This is a genomic window from Streptomyces sp. NPDC006512, assembly GCF_040611935.1.
Lineage (GTDB): Bacteria > Actinomycetota > Actinomycetes > Streptomycetales > Streptomycetaceae > Streptomyces.
In genome coordinates this window covers 1-26122 of the sequence record NZ_JBEXPG010000030.1, presented here as the reverse complement: position 1 = coordinate 26122, position 26122 = coordinate 1, and the positions used below count along the sequence as shown (strand labels likewise).

Here is a 26122-nt window from a genome sequence, read left to right as displayed (position 1 = left end):
GTTCCGTTCCGGCGTCCTCGCTCCGGAGTGTTCGCTCCGGCGTCCTCGCTCCGGCGTGTTCCGCCCTCGCGCTTCTCCCCCGAAGACGTCCGGCGGCCCCCCGGAGTTCCCCCGGAGTTCCGCCCGGTCACCCCCGCGGTACCGCGCGTGGCGCGAAGTTGCCGTCGCCCAGGTCTTCCGCGAGCAGCCGCTTGGCGATCGCGTCGGCCGCCGCCCGCAGTTCGGCGCTCCGCGGCCGGCCCCGGTCCTTCTCCAGCTGGTCGCCGAGCCAGGCCGCCCACGCCGCCGAGATGACGCCGGCCTCCCTCGCCCCGGCCGGGGTGAGGGAGAAGAAGGTGCCCTCGTGGGTGAGGAAGCCCTCCTCCACCATGCGGTCGAAGACCGGGAGCAGGACCTCGGGCGGCAGGGAACGCCGCCCCGCGATCAGGCCGATGCTCGCGTGGCCGACGGTCCGGGTCATCAGGTCGACCTGCATGACCGTCCACGCCCCCGCCATGTCGAGCCGGGTGTCGGAGGAGTTCACGATCGCGCGGGCCGTGTCGGCGCCCATGGTGCGCACCAGTTTGCCGACCGCCAGCTCCAGCAGTTTGGCCGAATCCCCCGAGGCCGTGGCCGGGGAGGCGAAGCCGTCGCCCATGTCGGTGGACCCGGCGCGGGCGCTGTCGCGCAGGTGGACCTGCTTCAGGAACAGGGCGACGACGAAGCCGACGGCGGCCACCGGCACGGTCCACAGGAACACCGTGTGCAGGGCCTCGGCGTAGGCGGCGATGACGGGTTCCGCCTGGGCCGGGTCGAGACCGTGGACCCCTTGGGGGCTCTGGGCGGCGGCGCCCAGCCGTACCGGGTCGGTGCCGGTCTCCCGTGCGGCCTCCGCGACGGCGCGCCGCAGCGCGGGTTCCAGGGTGTTGGCGTAGATGGTGCCGAAGACGGCGGTCCCGAAGGCGCTGCCGAGCGTACGGAAGAAGGTGACGCCGGAGGTGGCCGTGCCGAGGTCGGCGTAGTCCACGGTGTTCTGCACGGCGATCGTCAGGACCTGCATGCTCAGGCCGATGCCGACGCCGAGTACGAACATGTACAGCGATTCCAGCCAGGTACCGGTGCCGGGCCCCATCGTCGACAGCAGGTACAGCCCGCAGCCCATCACCGCGGAGCCGACGATCGGGAAGACGCGGTAGCGACCGGTCTTGCTGGTGACGTTGCCGCTGAAGACGGACGCGATCAGCAGGCCGACGACCAGCGGCAGGGTCCGGACGCCGGAGACGGTGGCCGAGTCCCCGTCCACGAACTGGAGGTAGGTGGGCAGGAAGGTCATCGCGCCGAGCATGGCGAAGCCCACGACGAAGCTGAGCACCGAGCAGACCGCGAAGACGGGATTGCGGAAGAGCCGCATCGGCAGCATCGGTTCGGCGGCCCGGACCTCCACCCGGCAGAACAGGGCCAGGGCCAGGGCGCCGCCCACGAACAGGGCGATGATCACACCGGAGTTCCAGGCGTACTCGTTCCCGCCCCAGCTCGTGCCCAGGATCAGCGCGCTCGCGCCGACGGACACGAGCGCGATGCCGAGGTAGTCGATCACCGGCCGCCCGGCGACCCGTACCGACGGGATGGTCCGGGCGGCGGCCACGACGACCAGGATCGCGATCGGGACGTTGACGTAGAAGCACCAGCGCCAGGTCAGGTGGTCCGTGAACAGCCCGCCGAGCAGCGGGCCGATGACGGTCGCCACGCCGAAGACGGCGCCGATCGCGCCCTGGTACTTGCCCCGTTCGCGCAGCGGCACCACGTCGGCGATCAGTGCCATCGCGGTGACCATGAGCCCGCCCGCGCCGATGCCCTGGAGGCCCCGCCAGAGGATGAGCATGGTCATGTTGCCGGCCAGACCGCAGAGGAAGGAGCCGGTGATGAACACGACCGCGGAGATCTGGAAGATGAGCTTGCGGCCGAAGAGGTCTCCGAACTTGCCGACCAGCACCGTCGCGACGGTCTCCGCGAGGAGGTAGGCGGTGACCACCCACGACATGTGCGCGGCGCCGCCGAGGTCCGCCACGATGGTGGGCAGGGCCGTGCCCACGATGGTCTGGTCGAGTGCGGCCAGCAGCACGCCCAGCATGATCGTGCCGAAGACGACGTTGCGCCGCCGCCGGTCGAGCACGGGGGGCGCGGCGGCCGTGGCGGGGGCTGTGGTCACATCTCGCACTCTCACAGCGCCCCCGCCACCCCGCATGCGGCACGAGGCCGTACGGGTGAGCCCGGCGCGGGATCAGCGCAGGTAGGCGAGCCCCGGGTGCTCCGCCGCGTAGCCGTCGAGCAGCCTTCTGGCCACGCTCACGGAATCCACCAGCGGGTGCAGGGCGAAGGCCTTCACCGCGTCGGCCCGCGATCCGCTCTCCGCGGCCGCCAGCACCTCGCGCTCCACCGCCTTGACCGAGGTCACCAGGCCCACGGCGTGCAGCGGCAGGGGGTCCACGGCCACCGGGTGGGCGCCGTTCGCGTCGACGAGGCAGGGCACCTCGATGACCGCTTCCGCGTCGAGGACGGAGAGGGTGCCCCGGTTGCGGACGTTGAGGATCAGGGTGGTCCGCTCGTCCCGGGCAATGGCCCGCATCAGGGCGAGGGCGACCTTCTCGTAGCCGCCGGACTCCAGGTCGCTCTCGTCGCGCTCGCCGACGCCGGCCGCCTCCCGGTTCTCCGCCATGTACGTGGCCTCCCGCTCGGCCCGCGTCCGGTCCCAGGCGGCCAGGGCCGCTGCGGCGGGCGCTCCCGGGCGGCCGGCCTCGGCGTAGAAGCCGCGCTGCTGGTCGCGCAGGAAGGCTCCGCGGGTCTGCTTGGCCTCCTGGTAAGCCCGTACGGTGTCACGGTTGAAGTAGTAGTAGTGCAGGTACTCGTTCGGGACCGCCCCCAGCGAGCGCAGCCATTCCGCCCCGAACAGCCGGCCCTCCTCGAAGGACTCCAGCGCCTCGGTGTCGGCGAGCAGCCGGGGCAGTTCGTCCCGGCCGGCGACGCGCAGGCCGCGCACCCAGCCGAGGTGGTTGAGGCCTACGTAGTCGATCCAGGCGTCCTGCGGCCGGGCGCCGAGCAGCCGGGCGATCCGGCGGCCGAGCCCGACGGGCGAGTCGCAGATGCCGATGACCCGGTCGCCCAGTTCCTCCGCCATCGCCTCGGTGACCACGCCGGCGGGGTTGGTGAAGTTGATGACCCAGGCCTCCGGGGCCGTACGGGCGATCCTGCGCGCGAGCTCCCGGGCCACCGGCACGGTCCGCAGCCCGTACGCGACCCCGCCCGCGCCGACCGTCTCCTGGCCCAGCACCCCTTCGGCCAGGGCCACCCGCTCGTCCGCCGCCCGCCCCTCCAGGCCGCCGACGCGGATCGCGGAGAAGACGAAGTCGGCTCCGCGCAGCGCCTCGTCCAGGTCCGCGGTGGCGGTGACGGCCGGGGCGTCCGGGACCCCGGCGGCGGCCGCCTGGCCGGCGAGCACCCGGGCCATGGCGGTGAGCCGGCCGGGATCCTCGTCGTAGAGGGTCACGTGGGACACCCGGCCCTCGGCGTGGTCCCCGAGGAGTGCTCCGTAGACGAGCGGGACGCGGAATCCGCCCCCGCCGAGGATGGTCAACCGCACGCCTCTTACCGCCTTTTCGCCGTCTCCGCCGTCAGCGCCGTCACCGCCGGGCGACCCGTGCCGGGGCCGCTTCCGCGACCCTACGCCGCCGCCCCGCGCCACGAGCCGCGCCCCGACCGGTGCTCCAGCCGCCGCGCGGCCCGCGCCCGGGGCCGGACGCGAACGATGCCACGGTCCGTGGCATCCGCGCGTGACGCGGATCGTGGCACGGATCGTGGCATCCACGCGGCGGGCACCCCGCCGCGGCACACGGCCGGGACCCCGTGGCCCCGGACGGTCAGTCGTCCAGCGACGGCACGGCGCGCAGCCGCGCCCCCTGCTGCTGCGGGATCCCGCCCCCGCCGCGCACGGGGCCCGAGGGCAGACCCTGCGGGGTCGAGAGCACGAGGGTGACGCGGGTGAGACCCATCGCCTCCAGCATGCGGCTGGATTCCGCCACCATGCGGCACCGCACCACGCCCCAGCCGGGGTCGGGGTGGCGCACGGTCCGCACCGCTCCGTCCTGTTCGGCCGCCGCTTCCCCGTGGGTGCTCAGCCAGTGCGGGACCCCGTACCGGTAGGCCGCCTCCATGAACGGGTCGCGGGCCACCTCCTGACGGATGCTCCGCAGCCCCTCGTCCTCGGGCGCCGCGGCCAGGGCGGTCGCGAACTGGGCCAGCAGCGGAACGCACCAGGCCGGTTCGTGGTCCTCCAGTACCGCCGCGGCGTCCGGGTGGAACAGCACGAAGCGCAGGAAGTTGTCGTCCGGCAGGGCCGTCGGGTGCGGGCGCACCGACTGGAAGAGCCGGTCGAAGGCCGAGTTGGTGAGGGCCACGTCCCATCGGTGGTCCACCAGGAAACTCGGGTAGGGCACGGCCTCCATCAGGGCCGCGTAGTCGACCAGGTAGTCGCGCTGGGCCGGGTCCTGGGGCAGCCGGCTCTCCTCGGCCGCGCGCCAGGTGGGCGGCGGGTCCCGGTCGACCATGACCCGGAAGAGCCAGAAGCACTGCCGCTCGCTCATCTCCAGGGCCTCGGCCAGCGCGAGGAGCTTGCGGTCCGTCCATTCCTTGACGAGCCCGCGTTCCCAGTTCCCGTAGGCGCGCACGCTGATGCGCAGGCGTGACGCGATGTCCTCCTGGCTCAGCCCCAGTTCTTCACGACGCTGGCGCAAAATCTCCTTGCGCCGTTCCGACCGCACTGCGCCACGGGCGGACTCTTCGCCCGCCAGGCGCTCCTCACCGGCTCGGACGAGGCCATCGGACGGGCCCACCGCTGCGAGATGTGGCACCGAGAGCTCCCCCTCCTCACGGTCTGGATCTTCATTTCCGTGTGGCGATCCTGCTACCGACTTCATTCGAGTGTCAACTATTGTGGCAATTCCAGCCCGGCGACAGCTCATTCCCGCCACAGCTGTGGCAAGTTCTAGCTCTCCCGAGGCAGACCGGATAGATTCCCTGAGGCCGACACGTGCCCACTGACCTCGCGCGATCTAGGAGAACCACTGGTGACAGACGGCTTCCCGGCTCCCGTCGCGGTGGCCAACGCGCCCCTCGCAGCGACCGTCACGCGGGTCGCCGAACTCGCGAACAAAATGGGCCGCGACGTGAACCAGGTCTTCGACCTCCGCCGCCTCTCGGACGCCTCCGGGGTCCCCACGGACGTGGTGCGGACCCTCCTCGACGGCCGCCGGGCCGGCGAACCCGACCTGCAGGCCCGGTTCCTCCAGCGCCTCGACCTGCTCCGGCGCACCCGGGTCAAACCCAACGGCCGCCGCTACACGCAGCAGGAGATCGCGGACGGCGCCGGAATGTCCCGGCAGCAGGCCGGCGCCCTGATCAACGGCGACCGGCGGCCCACGATGGAGCACTGTGACGCGATCCAGCGCTTCTTCGGGGTGCACGCGGGCTTCCTCACCGCCCACGACGCCGACGCCCTCACCGACGCCCTCCAGCGCACCGAGCAGCAGCTGCTCCAGGACTTCGCGGGGCGCGAGCGGCAAACCGTACCGGCGGAAGCCGCTTCGGCGGGCGATCCGCTGGCAAGACTCCTGCAGAACCACGGTGTACGGGGCATCGCCTGGCGCGCCGCCCAACTGCCCAGCGACAAGCACCGGGACAAGGTGACCGAATGGCTGGACATGCTTCTCGAAAGTGTCAAACCGAACGAATCATGACCCAGTCGAAAGTCTGGATCTGATCCTTGAATCCTGATCCGGATCCGCGCCGACGGGGAGAACGGTGAGCATAGGCAGAGCGCAGCGGCGGTTGTGCACGGAACTGGTGGCCGGTATCAGGCTGACCGCGCCCGTGGAACCCGTGGACCTCTACGCCGCCCTCTGCGAGGGCATGAGCAAGCACCGAGGCCGCCGGGTGGACTTCCGTATGGCTGCGTTCCCGCAGGGCACGGCCAGCGGCCTGTGGCTCGACATGGCGGACCGCGATCTGGTGGTCATCGAGGAACGCACGGCTCCGGACCACCAGCTGGTGATCCTCGGCCACGAGCTGTGGCACATGAAGGCCGGACACTGCAGCCACCACGTCGACGGCGCGGCCGTCGCCGCCCGCCTGCTCACCGACGAGGCCGACCTCGGCGAGACGGTCCGCCGCTTCGCCGCGCGCACCCGCGCCGACGTGCAGGAGGAGACCGAGGCGGAGACCTTCGGCTTACTGCTGGGCAGCAGGTGCCGCACCTGGCTCGCCGGTTCCGCCGGGCACCGGGCCCCGGCGCAACGCGACGAACTGGCAGGTCGGATCGAGACCTCGCTCGGCTACCGGGGGCACAGGAAAGAACGTTGAACAGGAACCACCGTTGAAGGGGCAGGACTACTACATCCCGGCAGCCGCGATGGCGATCTCCCTCGTCTTCAAGCTGCCGGCCCTGCGCAGCAACTGGCGCGATCCGCTCCTGCGGTCGGTCTGCGTCCTGCTCATCCTCGCCGGTTCGGTCTTCACCTTCGCCGCCCCGCCCACCATCGAGGCCGTCAACCGCTGGACCGGGATCCCCAACCTCTCCGCCCCGCTCGTGTACTGCCTGATGACCGCCTTCAGCGCCTCCTGCCTGGTCCTGGTGTTCAACTGGCGCGGCGGCCCCGCGGAGGAGATCCGGACCACCTCGCAGCGCTGGATCGCGGGCTACTCCGTCGTGATCGTGGCGATCATCGTGCTGTTCCTGCTCGGCGACGTGCCGGAACAGCGGCTGCGCGACTTCGACACGCACTACGCGAACACCCCGTACATCCGCGTGATGATCGCCTTCTACCTGCTGGCCCACAACGTGGCCGCCATGACGATGGTCGCGATGTGCTGGCGCTGGTCCCTCCAGGTCCGCGGCTGGCTGCGGACCGGGCTCGTGACCATCGTGTCGGGGTACGCCTTCAGCCTCACCTACGACGCCACCAAGTTCGCGGCGGTCATCGCCCGCTGGACCGGCAACAACCTGGACGACCTGAGCACCTACGCCGCCCCGCCGCTCGCCTCCGCCGGGGCACTGGTCAGCGCGGTGGGCTTCGTGATACCGCTGGTGTGCCAGCGGGCGTCCGACCACTGGCAGACCTGGGCGACGTACCGGCGGCTCGGCGCGCTGTGGCACGAGGTGCAGAGCACCGCGCCCAGCGGTACTCCCTCGGTGCGGATGTCCTGGTGGTCGCCGGCCGAGATCCGGGTCATCCAGCGGGAGTCGGACATCCACGACGGGTTCCTGCGGCTCGGCCCCTGCTTCGACCGCCGGCGGCGCGAGGAGGTCTACGAGCGGGCCCTGGCGGAGGGCGCGGACGAGGTGACGGCCCGCGCGATCGCCGACGCGGCGATGGTGGCGGCCGCCGTCCGGGCCTGCGCCGCCGAACCCGGCGGTCCGGGGGACGACGACGCGGACGCGGGGCAAGTGCTCATCATGGCCGACGGGCCGCGCGACCTCGTCCGGATCTCGCACGCCCTGCGGCATTCTCCGCTGGTGGCTGCCGCCCGGCGGCACGCGGCCGTCCCGGGCGGCTGATCCCGCCGCGCGGGCGGGCCCCCGGCCGGGGACGGCGGCCCGGCCGGGACGCGGCTCAGCGGGACGCCGTCACCGACACCGCCGGGAACAGGTCCTGGAAGGGGCCGGCGGAATCGATGCCGTCCCGCCCGTACGGCGCGTCGAAGCTCCACACCATGAACAGCAGGAACACGATCAGCGCGCTGAACAGGCCGGCCAGCAGCAGCTCGCGCCCGGAGCGGCGGATCTGCAGCGTGAAGATCAGCCCGATCGTGACGACGCCGCCCACCACCAGGCCGACCCACACCACCCCCGGCAGGGTGGACCCGGAGCTCTGGGTGCGGGAGTGCCGGGCGTCGTCGGCGGTGGCGATGTGGTCGAGCAGCGGCTGGTAGGCCTGCGCCTGGAGCTCGGTGGCCGGGCTCTGGTGGGTGACGTCGCCGCGCAGCTTGCCGAGGAGCCGGGCGCCTTCGGGCGAGGCCGCCTCGCCGGAGGTCAGCAGCGGCCAGTCCACGTCGACGGTGTGGGAGACGTACGCGTCCACCTCCCCGCGGATCCGGTCGCGGACGGCGGCCGGGTAGACGTCGGCGCGCTGGGTGACCTCGTACAGGGACTGGGCCTCGCGGCGCACGCTGTCCTCGGCGGCGCCGCGCGCCTCCCAGACTCCCGCGATGGCCAGGCCCAGCACGATCGCGTAGACCACCCCGACCATCATCGTCATGTACTCGATCACGTCTGGGGTTTCGCTGGTGTCCTCGTCGGCCGCGGCCCGGCGGTGCCGGATCGTGGTGATGGCGAGGACGACGGCGCAGACGAGCGCCATGGCGATGGCCAGGACCAGCCATTCGGACACGAGAAATCTCCCGTTCGTGGGTGCGGTGGTACGACGAGGGGCGGGCGGGGCCGGAGGCCGCTGGGCGCGGCTTTCGGGCGGGGCCGGGGGCCGCTAGGCGCGGCTCTTGGAGCGGGGGCGCAGCGCGGCGGCCGCGAGCACGGCGGGGGTGGTGACGACGGCCATGAGCATCATGGTCCCGAGGCCGTCCGGGCCGCGCCGCTCCAAGGCCGCCGAGTGGTACGGGCGCATGTGGAAGGCCCTGGCGGGCGCGGCGGCGGCTCTGGGCCGGGGCGGGGCGGAAGCATCGGCCGACGCCTGCTCCGACGGCCCGACGGCCTCCGGCGGAGCCTGGCCGGGCTTCGGATCGTCCCCCGGCACCGGGGCGTCGGGCCCCGGCAGGGCGGGAGCTCCGGGAAGGCCGGGAGCCCGCCCGGGGTGGTGCACGGTGGGCCGCCCCGCCGGGGACACCGTGACCCGGGGCGAAGGCGGCACCGGGGACGGCGCCGGGGGCCGCGCCCGGGGCGGCTCGACGGGCCGCGGCGGGACCGAGGGGGGCCGAGGCGTTCCGCCGGGCACGCACACGTCCACGCGGGCCCCGTGGCCGTGGCCGTCGCCCGCCACGGCCACGTGGCCGTGCAGGGGGCAGAGCACCGCCACCAGACCCGCCCCGGCGAAGTACTGCCAAGCCGTCACCGCGGTCCTCCCGATTCGGCAGCCGATATGAGGGTTACGGCTGAAGAAACGATCAAGGGACGGGTTCGACACGCGGCAGACAGGTCAAGATCTTTGTCCGAAACCCCTTCCGGGTCCCCGGCCCGGGGCGGACACCGTCCGCGGGAGCCGCGCCCGGGCCCGGGGCCCGGCACTCGGCCGGGTGCGGGGCGCGCCGCGCGGCCGGAGCTACGCGCGGCTGTCGCTGGTCGTGCCCGGCGGCCGGGCAGGGCTCCCCGGAGCGGCCGAGGCCGTGCCCGCCAGGATGCGCAGCGCCGCCTCGGAGGGGGAACCGGCCTCCGCCGTGTAGGTGATCAGCGTCTGGTCGGGATCGTCCGGGAGGCTGAGGCTCTCGTACGCGAGGGTGAACTCGCCGACCAGCGGGTGCCGCAGGTGATAGCCGCCGTGGGTCTTCTCGGCGACTTCCTGGGCCTGCCACAGCGGACCGAACTCCGGGCTGCGGTCGCCCAGTTCCTCGATGAGCGCGGCGAAGCGGGCGTCGTGCGGATGGCGCGCGAGGTCGTAGCGGAGGTAGGCGACCAGGTCCCGCGCCTTGGTCTCCCAGTTGACGAACCGGCCGCGCACCTCGGGGTGCAGGAAGACCAGCCAGGCCTTGTTCCGGCGCTCCGGCGGCAGCGCGGCGAAGTCGGTCACCAGGGTCGCGAAGAGCGGGTTCCAGGCGAGGACGTCGGTCCGCCGGCCCAGGACGAAGGCGGGGGTGTCGGGCATCGACTCCAGCAGCCTGCGCAGACCCGGACGGACCTCCTGCACGTCCTCGGGGGCGGCGGCCCCGGCGGCCGCCGCCGACGGGGCGCCCCGGCCGGCGTTGCGCACCAGCCGGGTCAGGTGGTCCCGCTCCGCGGCGTCCAGCCGCAGGGCGGTGGCCACGGCGCCCAGGACGGCCTCGGAGACGTTCTCGGCGCGGCCCTGCTCGAACCGGGTGTAGTAGTCGACGCTGACGCCGGCGAGCTGCGCCAGCTCCTCCCGGCGCAGGCCGGGCACCCGGCGGCGGCCGCCGAAGGAGGCCACCCCGGTGTCCTCGGGGCGGATCCGCGCACGGCGGGACCGCAGGAAGTCGCCGAGTTCCGCCTTGGGCCCTGTCCGGTTCATGTCCGAGATCCTATGCACGTCCGGTGATGGGCACCGGATCCTACGCACGTCCGGTGATGGGTACCGGCCGGTCCGGGACCGGCGGGCGCGCCCTCTTACGACTATCCCCCTCATCCTCCCCCCTTCACCCTCCTGGCTCATTCCGTCACGCCGCCCCCGGCCGCCCCGCCCATGATCGGAGGAGCGAATCCGCAGCTCAGCGGGGACCGGACGGGCACCAGAGGGACGGTGGCGGGTGGAAGCAGACGGTCAGGACGCCCTCGCGGCGAGGACGGACGCCCTCATGGACGGTCTGCGGGCCGATCTGGAACGGCTCGCGGCGATCCCCTCGGTCGCCTTCCCCGGATACCCGTCGGAACCGGTCGAGGAGGCCCACGACCTGGTCGTCTCCCTCCTGCGCGAGGCCGGTGTCACCACCGTCGAGCGCATCGACCTCCCCGGTACCGCCCCGGTGGTCTACGGCGAGGTCCCGCCGCCGGACCCGGCGGCCCCCACCGTCCTGCTCTACGGGCACTACGACGTCCAGCCCGCCGGCGCCCCCCACCTGTGGCTCTCGCCGCCCTTCGAGCCGACCCCCGTACCGGGCGGCCTGCGGGCCCGCGGCATCGCCGACGACAAGGCGAACGTGATCGCGCACATCGGCATGCTCCGGCTCTACGGCGGCCGCCCCCCGGTAGGCCTGAAGATCGTCATCGAGGGCCAGGAGGAGTACGGCAGTGCCTTCGACGACTACCCGCCCTCCGACCCGGGGCGCTTCGCCTGCGACGCCATGGTCATCGCCGACCTCGGCAACCTGCGCCCCGGCACCCCAACCCTGACGACGGGCCTGCGCGGCGCCTGCGAGGTGACCGTCGAGGTCCGCACCCTCGACGCGCCCCGCCACAGCGGGGAGTTCGGCGGCGCGGCCCCCGACGCCCTGCTGGTCCTGATCAGGGCCCTGGGGACCCTGCACGACGCGAACGGCGACGTCGCCGTACCGGGCCTGTGGCGCGAGCCCTGGGAGGGGACCGGCTACACCGAGGAGGAGTTCCGTGCGCTGGCCGCCGTACCGGAGGACCTGCCGCTGATCGGCAGCGGCTCGCTCGGCGAACGGCTCTGGAGCGGCCCCGCCGTCACGGTGATCGGCCTGGACGCGCCGGCCGTGGACCACGCCGCCTCGGCGGTGGTCCCCTACGCCCGGGCCAGGCTGAACCTCCGCTTCCATCCCCGTCAGGACCCGGTGGAGGCCCGCGCGCTGCTGGTGGCGCACCTGCGTGCGCAGCAGCCCTTCGGCATCCCGCTCACGGTGACCCCGGGCGACACCGGCCCCGGCTTCGAGGCCCGCACCGGCGGCCCCGCGTACCGGGCCGCGCTCACCGCGCTCAAGGAGGCCTGGGGCACGGAGGCCTCGTACGTGGCGACGGGCGGCTCGATCCCGCTGGTGAACGGCCTCGCGAAGGCGGCGCCCGGGGCCGAGGTACTGCTGTTCGGCGCCCAGGACCGGATGTGCAACCTGCACGCCCCCAACGAACGGGTGCTGCTGTCGGAGCTGCGAGCCACGGTGATCGCGCTGGCCGCCTTCGTACGGGAGTACGCGGCGGACCACCGGACGGCCGCCCGCCCGCCGGAGGACGGCGGCGCCGCCGACGACCGGCCCGAGGAGCACCGGTTCGCCGATCACCGGCCCGAGGACCACCAGGGCGCCGGCCACCGGCGGGAGGGCCGCCGGGCGGCGGAGGACGCCGGGTGACCACCACCACGCCGCCGGCCCCCGAGCAGGAGCCGCCCGCACCGGCCGGGCGGATGGCCTTCCCCAGCGCCCTGACCGTCCTGGCCCTGGTGACGGTGGCGGTCTGGCTGCTGGCGTTCCTCGTCCCGGCCGGGCAGTACACCCGCGACGCCGACGGCGTCCCGGTCTCCGGCACCTACCACCGCGTCGACTCCACCCAGAGCTTCACCGACCGGCTGAACGACCTCTTCCTGGCGCCCGTCAACGGCCTCTACGGCATCCAGGACACCGCCACCGGCGAGGTCGGGCCGAGCTTCACCGGCGCGCTGTACGGCAGCGCCGGCGTCTTCCTGTTCGTCCTCGCCATCGGCTCCTTCATCACCGTCGTCTTCGCCACCGGCGCCCTCGACCGGGGCATCGCCCGCCTGGCCCACCGGCTGCGCGACCGCGGCGCCCTGCTGATCGCCGCCGTGATGGTGGTCTTCTCCGTCCTCGGCACGGTGGAGGGCTTCGCCGAGGAGACCCTCGGTTTCTACGGCCTGCTGGTGCCGATGATGCTGGCCCTGGGCTACGACCGGCTCGTCGCGGCCGGCACCGCGATCCTCGGCGCGGGCATCGGGGTGCTCTGCTCCACCGTCAACCCCTTCGCCACCGGCGTGGCCTCCTCGGCGGCCGGCATCTCCCTGGGCGACGGGATCCTGTTGCGCTCCGTCATGTGGGTGGTGCTCACCGCCGTCACGGTCCTCTACGTCATCCGCTACGCGCGGCGCGTCCAGAAGGACCCGGCGAAGTCCCTGTGCGGGTTCCTGCCGGGCGACCGCATGCAGAAGGCGAGCGCCGACTCCGTCGAGGAACCCGAACTGACGCGCCTGCACAGGACCGTCCTCGTCCTGCTCGTCCTGGTCTTCGGCTTCATGATCTTCTCGGTGGTGCCCTGGTCCGGCGCCCTCACCGGCAAGGCGGACGCCGCCCCGTACGGGTGGGAGCTGGACTGGTCCTTCCCGCAGCTCTCCGCGCTCTTCCTGTGCGCGGCGGTGCTCGTGGGCCTGGTGGCGCGGATGGGCGAGGCGCGGCTCAGTTCGACGATCATCCAGGGCGCGGCCGACTTCATGTCCCCGGCCCTCGTGATCATGCTGGCGCGCGGAGTCACCGTCATCATGAACAACTCGAAGATCACCGACACCGTCCTGCACTCCATCGAGGGCGTGGTGGAGGGCGCCCCGTCCAGCCTCTTCGCGGTGATCGTCTTCGTGGTCAACCTGCCCCTCGCCTTCTTGATCCCGTCCACGTCGGGGCACGCCACCCTCGCGATGCCGATCCTGGCGCCGCTCGCCGACTTCGCGGGCGTCTCCCGCGCGGTGGTGGTCACGGCCTGGCAGGCGGCCAGTGGCTGGATGAACCTGTGGGTGCCCACCACGGCCGTCACGATCGGCGGCGTCGCCCTCGCCAAGGTCGGCTACGACAAGTACCTTCGCTTCGTCTGGCCCCTCCTGGCGATCCTGTTCGTGCTGATCTGCGGCTTCCTGGCGGTGGGCGCCGCGATGTGACGGGGTGCCACCCGCCCGCCCGGACGGGTCGTACGTAGGCTTGGCCACGGCCCACGGCCACGCCCACAGACCACAGACACGGCCCACAGCCCACAGCCCACAGCCGTTCGACGCCGCCCCGTGCGAGGAGACCCATGCCCCGGCCCGCCCCCTCGGAGCAATTCGGCGACGCACCGGGCGGCGAACCCCCCGTGGCCGTGTGGGGGATGCTGCGGCGGCCGGCCCGGTTCCTCCGCTCGTGGTGGCCGTGGCGGTGCTGGGCGTACCTCGGGAGCGGGGCCGTCCTCGGGTACGCGGTGCTGATGGTCCTCGCGGCGCTCGTGGGGCTCGGGATCCTGCTGTCCGTGGCCGGGATCGGGCTGGTGCTGCTGCTCGCGGCCGTGTCCGGGGCGGTGCCGCTCGGGAGGCTGGAGCGGGGCCGGCTGCGCTGGGTGGAACCCCTCCCGGTCGCGGATCCGCACACCTCGCTCGCCGGGGCCGGTGTGGCCGCCCGGGTGCGGACGCGGATGCGGGAGCGGGCCACCTGGCGGGAGTTCGGGTACGCCGCCCTGCTGGGGCCGGTCTTCGGCGCGGCCGGGTTCGGGGTTCTGACGCTGCTGGCGTTCTCGGCGATCCTGGTGGCCACGCCCGTCATCGTGTGGGCCATCGCCCCCGACACGGTGATGCTGATCCCCGGCCGGCCGGTCGCCGGTCCCCTGGAGGCCCTCGCCGCGACCGCCGTCGGGCTGGCGGGGCTGACGGTGTCGGCGTACGCGGGCGCGCTGCTGGCCGGGGCGCAGGTGAAGACCGCCCGGCTGCTGCTGGGCCCCCGCGAGGAGGACGGCCGGGTACTGGAGCTGACCCGGTCCCGGGTCCGCCTGGTGGACGCCTTCGAGGCGGAACGGCGGCGGATCGAGCGGGACCTGCACGACGGGGCGCAACAGCAACTGGTCGCGCTCAGCATGACGCTGGGGCTGGCCGAGCTGGAGCTGCGCAAGGTCCCCGGGTCGGCCGGCGCCGCCGCGCTCGTGAGCCGGGGGCGCGGCGAGGCGAAGCGGGCGCTGGAGCAACTGCGGGACCTGGTACGGGGGATCCACCCGCAGGTGCTGACCGACCACGGGCTCGCGGCGGCCGTGGCCGAGGTGGCGCTGCGCCATCCGGTACCGGTGAGCGTCGACCTGCCGGTGCCCCGGCTGCCCGAACCGGTGGAGATCACCGCCTACTTCACCGTCACCGAGGCCCTCGCCAACGCGGCCAAGCACAGCGGCGCCTCGCGCGTCGGCGTCGCCGGTAGGGTCGAGGACGGCCGGCTCACCCTCACCATCAGCGACGACGGCCGCGGCGGGGCGGATCCCGGCGCGGGGGCGGGCCTGGCGGGTCTCGCGGACAGGGTGGCGATGTTGCAGGGCAGGCTGATGGTCTCCAGTCCGGTGGGCGGGCCGACGGAACTGAGGGTGGAGGTCCCGTGCTCAGGGTGATTCTCGCCGAGGACTCCGTCCTGCTGCGGGCCGGGCTGACGGAGCTGCTGACGCTCGGCGGGCACCGGGTCCTGGCGGCCGTCGGCGACGCCCCCGGCCTGCTGGCGGCGGTGGCGGCAGAGCGGCCGGACGTGGTGGTCACCGACGTGCGCATGCCGCCCGGCCAGCGCGACGAAGGGCTGCGGGCGGCCCTCGAACTCCGTTCCCGCGACGCCTCTTTGCCGGTGCTGGTGCTGTCGCAGTACGTGGCCACCGCGTACGCCGCCCAGCTGTTCTCCGGGGGTCCCGCGGCCGGGCTCGGCTACCTCCTGAAGGACCGGGTCGGAGAGGTCACCGAGTTCCTCGACGCCCTCGGGCGGGTCCACGCCGGGCAGACGGTCATCGATCCGGAGGTGGTCCGCGTCCTGCTCGCTCCCCCGACGGGCGACCGCCCCCTCGGCCGGCTCACCCCGCGCGAGCGGGAGGTGCTGGCGCTGATGGCCGAGGGGCTCAACAACCAGGCCCTGGCCGAGCGGCTGTTCATCACCGAGGCCTCGGTGGTCAAGCACGCCGGCAGCATCTTCTCGAAGCTGGAGCTGGACCCCACCGAGGGCAACCGCCGGGTCCTGGCCGTACTCGCCCACCTCCGCGGCGCCGGACAGCCGTAGCCGCGCGGGCCCGGCCGGGGCGCGGTCACGGCACTACGGCGCGTCGTGAGAGCCGCGCCGGGCGCCCGAAGGGTGCGGGGCCCCCGCCGGGCGGGCGACGCGCTCCCCGGAGCGGGCCACGACGCGGGAGACCCCCGGGCCGGCCGTGGAGCGGGCCCAGGCCACCAGCAGGACGGGCAGCGCCAGGTAGCCGAAGCGGCCCGCCGGGGCCAGCAGGAAGGCCAGCGTCAGCCCGAGGGCGAGCCGGTCGGCGGCGGCCACGACGGTACGCGGCGGGCGCACCACCAGGGAGGCCGCGACGACCAGCCCGCCGACCGCCAGCAGACCCACCGTCAGGTGCCAGCCCCACGGGCCGAGTCCGGCCAGCAGGTGCCCGGGCAGCGGGCTGCTCGCCGGGGTCGGCACGTCCGCGCGGCCCGTGGGGAAGGCGAACACCTGCCGCCACAGCTCCGCCGGCTGGAGCAGCAGCCCCGGCAGCACCAGCAGGGCCGTCCCCAGCGCGGCGACGGCCGCGCAGCGCACGGCGTCCCGTGCGCCCCGGACGACGCCGAGCAGCGCGACCGCCACCGCCACCGCGGGCAGCGCGGTCCACTTGAGGGCACACGCCGCGGCCAATGCCGCCCCGGAGAGGCCCGGCCGGCCGGAGCCGGCCGCGGCGAGCGCCAGGCAGCACAGGCCCGCCAGCGGCAGGTCCACCCCGCTCACCGCCAGGGGCAGGGCCACCACCGGAGAGGCCACCAGCAGCGGCAGCAGCGGCGAGCGGACGCCGCCGAGGAGCCGGCGGCCGGCCCACATGCCCCCGAACAGGGCGGCCGCGCACCAGATCCGGGCGTCGCCCAGCAGTCGTACCGCCCAGTCCCCGCCCGCGCCGAAGGCGCCTTCCAGCAGGGCGCGGGGGATGCCGAGCAGGGCCATCCCGGGCAGGTAGGGGGTGTAGTCCTCGACCCCGGCGGGCTGGTCGACGTACATCCGTCCGGAGGTGAGCAGGAGCCGCCCGGACCGTTCGATCACGCCCACCTCGGACTGTCCCTGTCCCGTCAGCACGAGGTACAGCAGCGGTACGGCGATAGCCCCGGTCAGGGCCGCCCCCAGCGCGGCGCGGCGGCGGCCGCAGGCGGTGGCACCGGCGGCGGCGAGGTAACCGGCCCCCGCGCACCACCCCCACAGCCGGTGCGGGCCCAGCGAGGAGACGAGGGGGAACGAGAACGCCCAGGCGGCGGCGATCAGCCAGGCCGCGGTCCAACGGGCGGTACGGGAAGGGGTCATGGACCCATTCCAGCCGCGCGGCCCCCTCCCGGTCTGCACGCCCAGGTGGACTCTTCGTGGTGGGGTTTTCCCTACCCCCGGACGCGCCGGAGGGGCGCTGCCGGCGTACGGCAGCGCCCCTCCGGGCGGTCACGAACGGGGCCTCAGGCCTCCGGGTTGCCGCCGAAACGCTCGCGGTAGGACTCCAGGTCCTCCTCGGTGATCTTCGCGAAGAGCACCGGCGGCACGGTGAACGGGGTCCCGGCCGGGACCGCGTCCAGCGCCTTCGCCTGCTCCGGCGTCACCCACGTCGCGGTGTCGCCGTCGAGGGAGAACGCGGAGCGCATGGCGCGCGCCGAGGCCGGGATGAAGGGCTCGGAGACCACCGAGTACAGGTGGATGAGGTTCATCGCGGTGCGCAGGGTGAGCGCCGCGCCCTCCGGGTCGGTCTTGATCTCCAGCCAGGGGGCCTTCTCCTCCAGGTAGGAGTTGCCGGCCGACCACAGGGCGCGCAGCGCGGCCGCGGCCTTGCGGTACTGGAGCGTCTCCATGTGGCCCTCGTACTCGGCCAGCAGCTCGGCGATCTGCTCGCCGAGCTTCGTCTCGGCCTCGCCGGCCGCGTTGCCCGCGGGGACGTCGTCACCGAAGCGCTTGCGCGAGAAGGAGAGGACGCGGTTGACGAAGTTGCCGAGGGTGTCGGCGAGGTCCTTGTTGACCGTGGCGGTGAAGTGCTCCCACGTGAAGGACGAGTCGTCGGACTCGGGGGCGTTGGCGATGAGGAAGTAGCGCCAGTAGTCGGCCGGGAGGATCTCCAGCGCGTGGTCGGTGAAGACGCCGCGCTTCTGCGAGGTGGAGAACTTGCCGCCGTAGTACGTCAGCCAGTTGAAGGCCTTGACGTAGTCGACCTTCTTCCACGGCTCGCGGGTGCCGAGCTCGGTGGCCGGGAACATCACCGTGTGGAACGGGACGTTGTCCTTGGCCATGAACTGCGTGTAGCGCACGTCCTCGGCCTCGAACCACCAGGACGTGTAGTCGCGGTGCTCCGGTTCGGCGTCCGCCCACTCCTTGGTGGCGGCGATGTACTCGATCGGGGCGTCGAACCAGACGTAGAAGACCTTGCCCTCGGCGGCCAGCTCGGGCCACGTGTCGGCCGGGACCGGGACGCCCCAGTCGAGGTCACGGGTGATCGCGCGGTCGTGCAGGCCCTCGGTCAGCCACTTGCGGGCGATGGAGGACGCCAGCTGCGGCCACTCCTCCTCGTGCTCGGCGACCCAGGCCTCGACCTCGACCTGGAGCTTCGACTGGAGGAGGAAGAGGTGCTTGGTCTCGCGGACCTCCAGCTCGGTGGAGCCGGAGATGGCCGAGCGGGGCTCGATCAGGTCCGTGGGGTCCAGGACGCGGGTGCAGTTCTCGCACTGGTCGCCGCGGGCCTTGTCGTAGCCGCAGTGCGGACAGGTGCCCTCGACGTAGCGGTCCGGCAGGAAGCGGCCGTCGGCGGGCGAGTACACCTGCCGGATCGCCCGCTCCTCGATGAAGCCGTTCTCCTGGAGCTTCCGCGCGAAGTGCTGGGTGATCTCGGCGTTCTGCCGGGAGGAGCTGCGGCCGAAGTAGTCGAACGACAGCTGGAAGCCGTCGTAGACCGCCTTCTGGGCGTCGTGTGCCTGCGCGCAGAAGTCGGCGACGGAGACGCCCGCTTCCTTGGCGGCGAGTTCGGCGGGGGTGCCGTGCTCGTCGGTGGCGCAGATGTACAGGACGTCGTGGCCGCGCTGGCGGAGGTACCGGGAGTACACATCCGCCGGAAGCATCGACCCGACCATGTTGCCCAGGTGCTTGATCCCGTTGATGTAGGGAAGCGCGCTGGTGATCAGGTGTCGAGCCATCCTCGGATGCTCCATTCATTTCATTCGTGCGGATTCATGCGGCGACGATGTGCCGTGACGGATCGTGATGCGGTTCATCGTATCGAACCGCCCAAACGGCACGCGCCGCATTTGTGCGGGGGTGGAGTAACGCAAAAGCGAGGGCAGTGACCTCTCCGTCACGGCCCTCGCGATGGGCCCATGCTACAGGCGGCGGACGAGGCCCCCGACCGGTGTCCGGCGCGCGGACACCGCCGTGGCGGCGCGTCCCGGCCGTGCGCCGCCCCGGCCCGCGGCCCCCCGTCAGTCGCGGCCGCCGCCCGCGCCGTCGAGGGCGGTGATCCGGGCGCCGCTCGCGAGCCGGGCCGTCAGGGCGACCGGGGCGCCCTCGGGTCCGGCGGGGGCGGTCAGGGTGCGGCCGTTCGCCTCCGCGCGGACCGCGCCGGTCGCGGTGACGGCCGCGACCTCGCGGCTCCCGGCGGCGAGGAGGTACCAGCGGCCCGCCGGGGACCGCCAGCGGGTGCCGGCGAGGAGGTGCTGGCCGAAGCGTCCGCAGGCGGCGGTGGACCGGGCCCGCGTCACGTCCTGCGGTGGTCCGGCGGGCAGGCGCAGCTGGACCAGGACGTCGCCCGGCCCGGCCCAGCCGGAGGCGCGGGTACAGGTCCACACCGCCCGCCCGGCGCCGTCGGGGAGGTCGGAGGCGGCGAAGTCCCAGACGTTGACGGCGCGTACGCCCCCGCCGCGCAGGTCCCGCAGCCGGCAGGCGACGGGCGCCCAGGCGGCACGGGCGGCCGGGCCGGTGGCCTCGCGCGGCTGGCGGGCGGGGACGGCGCCCGGGCCGTCGGGGAGCGGGGTGTGCGTCAGGTGGACGGGCGTCGGCGCGCCCAGGTCGGCGAGGACGAAGGAGTGCTTCTCCACGATGCGGGCGGAGGAGGTCAGTTCGAGTACGGGCCAGGCGTCACAGGCCCCGGTGGTACGGGGCACCGCGGCCGGGGCCGTGACCCCGTCGGCGCCGACGGCCAGCGCGGTGGCGTCGTCCCCGGGGCGGAGCAGGTCGCGGGTGCCGGCCCGGGCGATCCAGGGGGCCAGGAGGTAGCGCGCGGGCCGCCCGTCCGCCGGGCGGCCGAGGGCGAGGGCGGCCGCGGTGGTGACTCCGGCCTCGTCGGTGCGGGCGAAGTCGAGGGTCCGGCCGCGGGGGCCGGCCGCGGCTTCGGTGTAGCGGACGACCCGGTCGCCGTCGAGGAGCAGCACCACGGCCCGGGACGCGTCGGCCGGGGCCCGCCCGTCCGCCGCGCCGGCCGCGCCCTGGACGTTCCCGGCGTACAGCAGCTGGGGCGGGTGCGCCGGCGGGTCGGTGGCCGTTCCGGGGGCGGCGGTGACGGAGACGCCGCCGGGCCGGGCCGCCCAGGCGCCGAGCGCTCGGGCCAGGAGGGACCGGTCGGCGGTGCGGGCGCCGCGGGCGGGCCACGCGGTGAAGTCCACCCGGGCGGTGTCGGCCCAGGCCTCGGCGGGGACCCGGACCAGCCGCGCGGGGTCGAGCACCCCGGCGGCGACCGGCCCCGCGGCGGGCGTCGCCGGGGTTCCGGCCGGGGATCCGTCGGCGACGAGGAGCCCGCCGGTCAGGGCCACCACCGCCGCGGCGGCGGCCCACCCGGCGCGGACCCTGCGGCGGCGGCGCAGCAGGTCGGTGGGCCGGGTGCTGATCACGCTGGCGTCGTGCTCCGGCGTGCGCAGGGGGCGCAGGAGCGTTTCGTCGACGGGCCGGGCCAGGGCTTCGCGCACCGCGTCGGCCGGATCGGCGGCTCCGGCCGCGCCGAGCAGCCGGACGACGGCCTCCTCGGGCAGTCCGTCCAGCCGGTGCAGGACGAAGGCGGCGCGGACCGCGCCGGGCGCGCCCTCCAGCAGCCGGGCCACCTCGTCGATCCCGCCGGCCGGGGGCCACAGCCGCAGGCCCCAGACGAAGGGGGGTGCGGGTGGCGTGCCGATCCGGGCCGACAGGGCGCGTGCCCGTCCGGCGGGGGCGAGGGCGGCCCGCAGTACCCGGATGCGTACGCCCCCGAGGGGGCCGCCCGGACTGTCGGGGCCGCCGGGGCCGCCCGGGTCGGGGCCGCCGCCCGCGCGGGGCAGGGCCCGTTGCACGGCCCGGTGCGCCAGCAGGACGCGGGAGTGCCGTCCCATGGAGCCCGGGAGGGTGACGTACGCGAGGCGGATCAGGTGGGGGTAGTGCTCGACGAGCACCGCCTCTGCTCGTTCCACGGCGGTGGAGCCGAATCGCTGTGATGTGGCCACGGTCAGACGAACGAGTGAATCATGGGATGGTCACACGCCGTGCGCGTTGCACCTCGGGAGACGCACACAGCGGCATATGCATACGCGCTGGCCAGGCCGCTGCCCGGTCGACATCGGTCATGAACCGATCATCACCGAACGTAATATTTCCAGGTTTCTTCTCTGCGCCCTCCGAGTGCGCCCGCGCTGATCTGATGGCCCCCGCACCAGGGGATGAGGTGGGGAACGGTGAACGATGGCGGACCGGAGGAGTCCGGTGGGGCCGTGGGACTGCCGAGCCGGCGCCGGCAGCCGACGCCGATGAGCCAGTGGGATCCGACCGCGCGCCTGTCGTACTGGGCCTTCCACGCGAACCGGCGGCCGGCGTACATGCGCTTCGCGTACCTTCAGCTCGGCTCCGACGCGGCCGCCGAGGACGCCGTCGACGCCGCCTTCGACTCGATCATGAACGAGTGGCTCCGCATGCTGCACATGGACCGCCTCGACGCGTACGCCTGGACCGTCCTCAAGCAGCGTCTCGTGGACTGGCAGCGCCGTCGCGACCCCCGCCGCAGCCGGCCCGAACCGATGGACATCAGCGCCTTCGAGGCCGCCCTCAAGGAAGCGCACGCCGACCAGTACGAGGTACTGACCGACACCATCCGTTTCTACTCCGCCGTCTCCCGGCTCGCGGAGCGGCAGCGGGACACCGTGATGCTGCGCTACGGACTCCAGTGCACCCCCGGAGAGGCCGCCGCCGTGATGGGCGTCGACGAGGCCACGGTCCGCTCGCAGCTCGGCCAGGCGCACCGGCGGCTGGCCCGGCTGCTCGACGCGTCCGCCGAATCATGAGGCCGCCCGAGGGCCGTGACGGCGACGGCAGCCCGCGCGCGCTGGCCGAGTTCCTGGCCCGGGCGGGCGTCCGCGACCGCTATCCGCACTACGACCTCGGCGCGGCCGAGGCCCGGCTGCTGCGCGCCCCGCTCGTCCCCGGCGTGGCCGCGGCCGCCGGCGGCCGGGCCCGGCGCCGCCCCTTCGGCTGGAGCGATCCCGCCCGGGACTGTCCGCTCGACGCCGAACGGGCCCGCCGCGACCTGAAGGCCGCCTGCCTCGCCGTCGTCTGCGACCCGCGCGCGGAGCACGACCTCGGCCGTTTCCTCGACGGCGGCCACGCCGACCTGCCGGGGGCGGTCGTCTTCGGCTGCCTGCTGCACCTCGCCGGACTGCGCGAGGGCTCCCGCTTCTGGTGGCAGTTCGCGGCCGGATCCGGTGGCGCGCGCACCGCACCCGCCGCGTACTGCCTCTTCCTCGACCACTCCCGGCGCGGCGAGCACCACGACGCCCGGGTCTGGGCGCGCGAGCTGTGCCTGCGGGGCTTCCGCCCGAGCGGCCGCCGCGAGCTGCGCGAGGTACGGCTGTGCGCCCAGGCCGCCGTCCTGCGCTACGTCGACCAGCTGGACGATCCCGACCTGGGCCCGGTGCCGCTGCCGAGGCCGGGGCTGACCGCGGTACTGGCCGCGTTCCTGCCGCCGGCCCCGCTGCCCGCCCCGCCCCGACCCGCGCCGGCGCCGGCCGCGCTGGGGACCGCCCCCCGGACCCCGCGGTCCACCCCGGCCGGCACGGGCGAGGCCATGGCCCAGGCCCACCGCGCGCTGGCCGTCGTACGGGTCCTGGAGCGCCATCCGCTGGGCGTGCGGGTCGGCCGGCTGCGCCGGGAGACGGGCCTGTCCGAGGTGGAGCTCGGCCCGCTGCTGGCCATGCTGTGCGAGGAGGAGTATGCGTACCGCCCGGGTGCGGGGGTCTACGGGCGCGGCCCGGCCCTGGACCGGCTCGCGGCCCCCGGCGGCCACGGCCTGGCGGGGCAGCTCCAGCGCACCCTGGCCCTGGCGCGCGACAGCGCGGGCGCCGCCGTCTACCTGAGCCGGTACGCGGAGGGCGAGGTCCGGATCACGCAGATGGCGGACGGGCCGGGGACCCCGCCGGTGCGGGAGTGGGTGGACTTCCGCGCGGCCGCGCACGCCAGCGCGGTCGGCAAGTGCCTGCTGACGCAGCTCGACCGCGACGGCCGCGCCGACCACGTGGCCCGCCACCGCCCGGCACGCCTCACCCCGCGCACGATCACCGACAGCCGGGTCCTGTTCAGTGCCCTCGACGCGGTCGCACCGGGTGCCCCCGTCTTCGACCTGCGCGAGTACTCCCCCGGGGTCGTCTGCTCGGCGGTCCCGATCGCGACGGGCGACGCCGCCGGCAGTCTCGCCCTGTCCCTGCCCGCCGCCCACGCCCACCGACTGCGCTCCGCGACGGAGGCGCTGCGGCGCAAGGCCGTCCCGGTGCTCCTGGCCCTGCTCCTGTCCGGCGCGATCCCCCCGGACCCCCCGCCGGCCGACGCCCCGGCCGATCCGCTGACCGTTCCTCTGGCCGATGCCCCGGGCGGCCCCGGGGCGGCGGGCGCCGCGCAGGCGTCGACCCGGATGACCCCGGAGACGCTGCGCCACCTCGGCCGGCTCTTCCGCACCCCGCTGACCCGCATCACGTGCAGCGCGCCGGACGGCCCCCACCTGGTCAGCGACCCCGCGGCGGCGACGGCGTACCTGTTCGACGCGCCCGACCCGGACGGCCCGCGCCTCTCGCTCCCCCGCACCTTCACCCAGGTCGCCCCGGGCACCCTTCCGTCCCCCGACGGCCTGGTGGTCCTGCGCATGTGACGGGGGGCGGGCACAACGAGAAGAGCCCCACACGATGTGTGGGGCTCTTGCTGGTGTCCGAGGGGGGACTTGAACCCCCACGCCCGATAAAGGGCACTAGCACCTCAAGCTAGCGCGTCTGCCATTCCGCCACCCGGACCAGGTGGTCGGCCCCGGTTTCCCGCGGCGACATGGACAACAATAGCAAAGGATCGGCGGGGTTCCGACCACATATCCGACCGGCCACGCTCCGCCACGCCGCGCTGACCTGCACGCATGCGCGACACCCTCTTGCGAGACGGGCCGTCTCGCAAGGTGGGGAGGACGTACGGGCCCGGCACCGGGGGGTGCGGGCGGCCCGGCGTTACGGGCAGTGGATGACCTGGCCGGCGTAGGAGAGGTTGCCGCCGAAGCCGAACAGCAGGACGGGGGCGCCGGAGGGGATCTCACCGCGCTCGACGAGTTTCGAGAGGGCGATCGGGATGCTGGCCGCCGAAGTGTTGCCGGAGTCCACGACATCACGGGCCACGACGGCGTTGACGGCGCCGATCCGGGCCGCGAGGGGTTCGATGATCCGCAGGTTCGCCTGGTGGAGGACGACGCCGGCCAGCTGCTCGGGGGTGACCCCGGCCTTCTCGCAGACCTTGCGGGCCAGCGGCGGGAGCTGGCTGGTGGTCCAGCGGTAGACGGACTGGCCCTCCTGCGCGAAGACGGGGGGCGTGCCCTCGATGCGGACGGCGTGACCCATCTCCGGGACCGAACCCCACAGGACGGGCCCGATGCCCGGCTCCGCGCTGGCCTCGACCACGGCCGCGCCGGCGCCGTCGCCGGTGAGCACGCAGGTGGTGCGGTCGCTGTAGTCGGTGATCTCGGTCATCTTGTCGGAGCCGATGACCAGGGCGCGGGTGGCGGAACCGGCCCGGATCGCGTGGTCGGCGGTGGCCAGGGCGTGCGTGAAGCCCGAGCAGACGACGTTGATGTCCATGACGGCCGGGCCGCCGCCCATGCCCAGCTTGGCCGCGACGCGGGCGGCCATGTTGGGCGAGCGGTCGATGGCGGTGGAGGTGGCCACCAGCACGAGGTCGATGTCGTCGGGGGTCAGTCCGGCGTTCGCGAGGGCCTTGCCGGCGGCCTGGTAGGCCAGCTCGTCCACCGGTTCCTCGGGCCCCGCGACGTGCCGGGTCCGGATGCCGACCCGGGACCGGATCCACTCGTCGTTCGTGTCGACCATGGCCGCGAGGTCCTCGTTGGTGAGCACTTTCGCGGGCTGGTAGTGCCCTAGCGCCACCACGCGTGAACCGGTCATGGGCGGGGTCCCCCTCTGTACGGAAGTCAGGATTTCCCAGCTTCGCCTGCTACCGGTGGGTACGGGTGCGCGTGACCCGACAGGATTCCGACACCTATGTTTGGAGAATTCCGAGCAACTTCCTGCCGGGGACGCCGTTGGCCGCAGATCCGCGAGAATGTCCTCGTCAGGTGCACGACGAGGACAGAACGGGTGGGCTGATCGCCATGGGACGGGTCACCGAGCGGCGCCGCGTCGTCCGGATCCGGGACGGGGTGGTGGGGGTCCGCCCCGACACCCTGGTCGCCGAGGAGCCGCTGGAGATCCGGCTGAACGGGAAACCGCTGGCCATCACGATGCGCACGCCGGGCGACGACTTCGCGCTCGCCGTGGGATTCCTGGTGAGCGAGGGCGTGATCGCGCACACCGCGGACGTCCGGGCCGTCACCTACTGCGAGGGCGCCACCGAGGACGGTTCCAACACCTACAACGTCGTCAACGTGCAGCTGGCCGCGGGAGTGCCGCTGCCGGACATCACGCTGGAACGGAACGTCTACACGACCTCCTCGTGCGGACTGTGCGGGAAGGCCAGCCTGGACGCGGTGCGCACCGCGAGCCGGTTCCCGGGGATCGCCGCCGATCCCGTACGGGTCACCCCGGAGCTCCTGTCCGAGCTGCCGGACCGGCTGCGGGCGGCGCAGAAGGTGTTCGACCGGACCGGCGGGCTGCACGCGGCCGGGCTGTTCTCGGCGCAGGGCGAGCTGCTCGACCTGCGGGAGGACGTCGGGCGGCACAACGCCGTCGACAAGATCGTCGGGCGGGCGTTGCGGGCGGGCGGCCTGCCGCTGACCGGTGCGGTGCTGCTGGTCTCGGGCCGGGCCTCCTTCGAGCTGGCGCAGAAGGCGGTCATGGCCGGGATACCCGTGCTGGCGGCGGTCTCGGCGCCGTCCTCGCTGGCGGTGGACCTGGCGGTGGAGTCGGGGCTGACCCTGGTCGGCTTCCTGCGCGGCCGGGACATGAACGTGTACGCGGGCGAGCAGCGGATCGTCCTGCCGGAACGGGCTTCCTAGGAAGGGTCGTCGAAGCCGGCCCGGCTCCGACGACCCTCCCTAGGGCCTGTCGTCAAACTCCCGTCGTCGCCCGGAGGGCGGCCCTGCGGCGTCTGGTGCGTGCTCTCGGTGCGCCGGGCGGAAGCCCGCGTA

The 26122-nt window shown here is 74.0% G+C and carries 19 protein-coding genes, 1 tRNA gene and 1 pseudogene; 10 read left to right on the top strand and 11 right to left on the bottom strand.

From position 1 onward, the window contains the following. Positions 1 to 127: 127 nt before the first annotated feature. The 3 genes from ABZZ17_RS21795 to ABZZ17_RS21785 form a co-directional block, all read right to left on the bottom strand. Positions 128 to 2224, bottom strand: a complete 2097-nt coding sequence (locus tag ABZZ17_RS21795; protein WP_356877944.1) for an MDR family MFS transporter — start codon at positions 2222 to 2224, stop codon at positions 128 to 130. A 36-nt stretch (positions 2225 to 2260) separates the two neighbouring features. Next, entirely contained in the window at positions 2261 to 3616 is a 1356-nt protein-coding gene (locus tag ABZZ17_RS21790) for a 6-phospho-beta-glucosidase (RefSeq protein WP_356877943.1), read from the bottom strand. Positions 3617 to 3893: 277 nt separating this feature from the next. Next, the gene (locus ABZZ17_RS21785; RefSeq protein ID WP_356877942.1) at positions 3894 to 4766 is read right to left on the bottom strand and encodes a helix-turn-helix domain-containing protein; all 873 of its coding nucleotides are present in this window, start codon (positions 4764 to 4766) and stop codon (positions 3894 to 3896) included. 333 nt (positions 4767 to 5099) lie between these two features. Between ABZZ17_RS21785 and ABZZ17_RS21780 the strand changes: the two genes are divergently transcribed. From ABZZ17_RS21780 to ABZZ17_RS21770, 3 genes are all read left to right on the top strand, one after another. Continuing rightward, the gene (locus ABZZ17_RS21780; protein ID WP_356877941.1) at positions 5100 to 5768 is read left to right on the top strand and encodes a helix-turn-helix transcriptional regulator; all 669 of its coding nucleotides are present in this window, start codon (positions 5100 to 5102) and stop codon (positions 5766 to 5768) included. Positions 5769 to 5832: 64 nt separating this feature from the next. Continuing rightward, on the top strand, positions 5833 to 6390 hold the full coding sequence (locus tag ABZZ17_RS21775; RefSeq protein ID WP_356877940.1) for a toxin-antitoxin system, toxin component: 558 nt from the start codon (positions 5833 to 5835) through the stop codon (positions 6388 to 6390). Positions 6391 to 6403: 13 nt separating this feature from the next. Further along, positions 6404 to 7585, top strand: coding sequence for an MAB_1171c family putative transporter (locus tag ABZZ17_RS21770; protein ID WP_356877939.1), 1182 nt, complete (start codon positions 6404 to 6406; stop codon positions 7583 to 7585). A 55-nt stretch (positions 7586 to 7640) separates the two neighbouring features. On the opposite strand, the gene ABZZ17_RS21765 is transcribed toward ABZZ17_RS21770, so the two are convergent. The 3 genes from ABZZ17_RS21765 to ABZZ17_RS21755 form a co-directional block, all read right to left on the bottom strand. Beyond that, positions 7641 to 8417 (bottom strand): hypothetical protein, encoded by a 777-nt coding sequence (locus ABZZ17_RS21765; protein WP_356877938.1) that lies wholly within the window; start codon positions 8415 to 8417, stop codon positions 7641 to 7643. 93 nt (positions 8418 to 8510) lie between these two features. After that, positions 8511 to 9092, bottom strand: coding sequence for a hypothetical protein (locus ABZZ17_RS21760; protein ID WP_356877937.1), 582 nt, complete (start codon positions 9090 to 9092; stop codon positions 8511 to 8513). 207 nt (positions 9093 to 9299) lie between these two features. Beyond that, entirely contained in the window at positions 9300 to 10220 is a 921-nt protein-coding gene (locus tag ABZZ17_RS21755) for a helix-turn-helix transcriptional regulator (protein ID WP_356877936.1), read from the bottom strand. 235 nt (positions 10221 to 10455) lie between these two features. Between ABZZ17_RS21755 and ABZZ17_RS21750 the strand changes: the two genes are divergently transcribed. The 4 genes from ABZZ17_RS21750 to ABZZ17_RS21735 all read left to right on the top strand — a co-directional run bounded on the left by ABZZ17_RS21750 (position 10456) and on the right by ABZZ17_RS21735 (position 15579). Beyond that, positions 10456 to 11949, top strand: a complete 1494-nt coding sequence (locus ABZZ17_RS21750) for a M20/M25/M40 family metallo-hydrolase (RefSeq protein ID WP_356877935.1) — start codon at positions 10456 to 10458, stop codon at positions 11947 to 11949. Between the two features lie 53 nt (positions 11950 to 12002). Continuing rightward, a complete protein-coding gene (locus tag ABZZ17_RS21745; protein ID WP_356878010.1) occupies positions 12003 to 13475 on the top strand; it encodes a Na+/H+ antiporter NhaC family protein in 1473 nt (490 codons plus the stop codon). A 134-nt stretch (positions 13476 to 13609) separates the two neighbouring features. Next, positions 13610 to 14932, top strand: coding sequence for a sensor domain-containing protein (locus ABZZ17_RS21740; RefSeq protein WP_356877934.1), 1323 nt, complete (start codon positions 13610 to 13612; stop codon positions 14930 to 14932). Then, positions 14920 to 15579: a response regulator transcription factor gene (locus tag ABZZ17_RS21735; protein ID WP_356877933.1), complete on the top strand. Its 660-nt coding sequence runs from the start codon at positions 14920 to 14922 to the stop codon at positions 15577 to 15579. The genes ABZZ17_RS21740 and ABZZ17_RS21735 overlap by 13 nt, the downstream gene beginning before the upstream one ends. A 33-nt stretch (positions 15580 to 15612) precedes the next feature. Here ABZZ17_RS21735 and ABZZ17_RS21730 read toward each other — a convergent pair whose 3' ends face one another. From ABZZ17_RS21730 to ABZZ17_RS21720, 3 genes are all read right to left on the bottom strand, one after another. Then, positions 15613 to 16845 carry a glycosyltransferase 87 family protein gene (locus ABZZ17_RS21730; protein WP_356877932.1) on the bottom strand — a complete coding sequence of 411 codons (1233 nt, stop codon included), beginning with the start codon at positions 16843 to 16845 and terminating at the stop codon, positions 15613 to 15615. A 143-nt stretch (positions 16846 to 16988) separates the two neighbouring features. Then, positions 16989 to 18704 (bottom strand): methionine--tRNA ligase, encoded by a 1716-nt coding sequence (gene metG / locus ABZZ17_RS21725; RefSeq protein ID WP_356877931.1) that lies wholly within the window; start codon positions 18702 to 18704, stop codon positions 16989 to 16991. 282 nt (positions 18705 to 18986) lie between these two features. Beyond that, positions 18987 to 20939, bottom strand: coding sequence for a hypothetical protein (locus ABZZ17_RS21720; protein ID WP_356877930.1), 1953 nt, complete (start codon positions 20937 to 20939; stop codon positions 18987 to 18989). A gap of 261 nt (positions 20940 to 21200) precedes the next feature. On the opposite strand from ABZZ17_RS21720, the gene ABZZ17_RS21715 reads away from it, so the two are divergent. Together ABZZ17_RS21715 and ABZZ17_RS21710 are read left to right on the top strand one after the other, a co-directional pair. Further along, a complete protein-coding gene (locus ABZZ17_RS21715; protein WP_356877929.1) occupies positions 21201 to 21803 on the top strand; it encodes a sigma-70 family RNA polymerase sigma factor in 603 nt (200 codons plus the stop codon). Between the two features lie 779 nt (positions 21804 to 22582). Beyond that, positions 22583 to 23302, top strand: a pseudogene (locus tag ABZZ17_RS21710) (IclR family transcriptional regulator C-terminal domain-containing protein); the annotation flags it as partial. A gap of 405 nt (positions 23303 to 23707) precedes the next feature. On the opposite strand, the gene ABZZ17_RS21705 reads toward ABZZ17_RS21710, so the two are convergent. Next, positions 23708 to 23795: transfer RNA gene (locus tag ABZZ17_RS21705), tRNA-Leu, on the bottom strand. A 204-nt stretch (positions 23796 to 23999) separates the two neighbouring features. Next, positions 24000 to 24941 (bottom strand): beta-ketoacyl-ACP synthase III, encoded by a 942-nt coding sequence (locus tag ABZZ17_RS21700; protein WP_356877928.1) that lies wholly within the window; start codon positions 24939 to 24941, stop codon positions 24000 to 24002. Between the two features lie 206 nt (positions 24942 to 25147). On the opposite strand from ABZZ17_RS21700, the gene fdhD reads away from it, so the two are divergent. Beyond that, positions 25148 to 25990, top strand: coding sequence for a formate dehydrogenase accessory sulfurtransferase FdhD (fdhD, locus tag ABZZ17_RS21695; RefSeq protein ID WP_356878009.1), 843 nt, complete (start codon positions 25148 to 25150; stop codon positions 25988 to 25990). Positions 25991 to 26122: the final 132 nt, after the last annotated feature.